The 1,912-nt window shown below is 36.0% G+C and carries 3 protein-coding genes; all 3 read right to left on the minus strand.

The annotated features are described in order from the left end of the window. Positions 1 to 533, minus strand: a 533-nt coding sequence (locus AC1DND_RS26855) for a pyruvate dehydrogenase complex E1 component subunit beta (RefSeq protein WP_477585782.1), incomplete at its 3' end; no start/stop codon positions are given. Between the two features lie 347 nt (positions 534 to 880). After that, positions 881 to 1,438, minus strand: coding sequence for a GNAT family N-acetyltransferase (locus AC1DND_RS26860; protein ID WP_477585783.1), 558 nt, complete (start codon positions 1,436 to 1,438; stop codon positions 881 to 883). A 2-nt stretch (positions 1,439 to 1,440) separates the two neighbouring features. Continuing rightward, positions 1,441 to 1,912: IS200/IS605 family transposase (gene tnpA / locus AC1DND_RS26865; protein WP_477585785.1), on the minus strand; the 472-nt coding region annotated here is incomplete at its 5' end.

Here is a 1,912-nt window from a genome sequence, read left to right on the forward strand (position 1 = left end):
CCGTACATTACTTCAGATTCCATGAAAATAACCGGATCCTGATCTATAATTGATTGCTTTAATAATCCTTTTGCATCGTAAGGAGTAGCTGGAACTACCACTTTTAATCCTGGTGTATTTGCAAACCAGTTTTCGAAGTTTTGAGAGTGTTGTGCACCTAATTGACCTGCGTTACCTGTTGGGCCACGAAAAACCATAGGGCATGAGAACTGACCACCGCTCATTGATAAAATTTTAGCAGCACCGTTGATAATCTGATCGATAGCTACTAATGAGAAGTTAAAAGTCATAAATTCCACAATTGGAATAAGGCCTGCTGTTGCTGCACCAGTTGCAATACCTGCGAAACCTAGTTCGGCAATCGGGGTATCGATAATGCGTTTCGCACCAAATTCGTCAAGCATACCCTGACTTACTTTGTACGCACCGTTATATTCTGCTACTTCTTCACCTAATAAAAAAACGCGGTCATCTTTACGCATTTCTTCGCTCATGGCTTCGCGTAGTGCTTCTCTAAATTGGATTTCTCTCATTGTAAATTTTAATAACGGTGGCAAATATAATTATTAATCGCTTTGAAACCAAAGGCTAAAATGCCTATGTTTTGTAATAATTATAGGCAATCTGCCTAATTATTCAGTCTTTTTGAGGCGGTATTTTTTGTTTATCTGTTAAAAGAAGAAATAATATTGGGCAATTGTGTTTTTGATTAGCTTATTGTATCAAAGCTCATGCTTTTTCCGAAATATCTTCTTCAAAATGAATAATATTATTGCTATCGTATAAAAAGAAGACTGGTGCATAATAGATCTCTCCGCTCCGCCATGCTCCGGTCGAGATGACGCCCCTTTTTATTAAAAGCCTTATTTTTTACCATGATTTAATGATTTGGGTTCAATAAGCCATAAATTTCGCTATCCAGAAATTGGCCCCTGAAATAATAATCTTGTTTAAAATGTGCTTCTTTTACAAATCCGTGTTTAATAAGTATTTGCCTTGAGGCATCGTTTTCGACATTAATGTTGGCGCTGATGCTGTGTAGATTAACCTCTTCAAAGCCAAATGCAATTGATCGCTTTAATGCTTCCGAAATAATTCCTTTTCTCCAATAATCAGGATGGAGCATGTAACCAATTTCAGCCCTGTGGTTAGCAAAATCAGTGCGCCAATAACCTACAGATCCGATCATTTGTTCAGGGTTTTCTTTTAAGGCAATTACCCAAGCCAGGTTATCGCCATTTTCGTAACCATTTCTAAAACGTGAGATAAAATCTTTGATCTCAAAAATATCTTTGGGCCTTTCTCTGTCAATATATTTCATTACCGTTTCATTGGTACGCATGGCAAAAAGCGCTTCGGCATCAGCAAGATCGTGTTCACGGAGAATTAAACGTTCAGTTTCGAGTATGGGGAATTTTGTGAAATTTAAGGTTAGCATTTTTAAAGATCTTCTTTTTCTAAGATAAATCCATACTTGTCTTCAAATTCTTTGACTTCAGATTCAAAAGATTTTTTGGTGTGATGAATTTCTTGATTTTTAATATAATTGGTAACCGCTTGCAAACCAGATTCACTAACGGATACGGCAAAATAGTCATCTTGCCACATAAAAGGTATGTCTGTTAGCATATTTTTATTGATCCAAAATGATGATTCACCTTTTATGAGCTGAGCTACTTTTGCAATTGTTTGTCCTCTTCCTAGAGATATTAGACAGTGTATATGTTCGGTATATCCATTAATTGCCTGTAGAAAAATAGATTTTTCTCTACAATTTTCCATAATGTGCTTTTGAACTTTATAGCGGATGTTTTTTGTTAAATAGGGATGTCGGTTTTTGGTTGAGAACACTAGGTGAACCCAAATTCTTACATACGACATAATTGATGGTTTGATTAGTCTAATATAGGGA

This window comes from Pedobacter sp. 01N416 (assembly GCF_056399685.1).

Bases quoted from the DNA above. Each gene is read 5' to 3' on its own strand.
- AC1DND_RS26860 (WP_477585783.1), bottom strand. From the start codon at position 1,438: ATGCTAACCTTAAATTTCACAAAATTCCCCATACTCGAAACTGAACGT.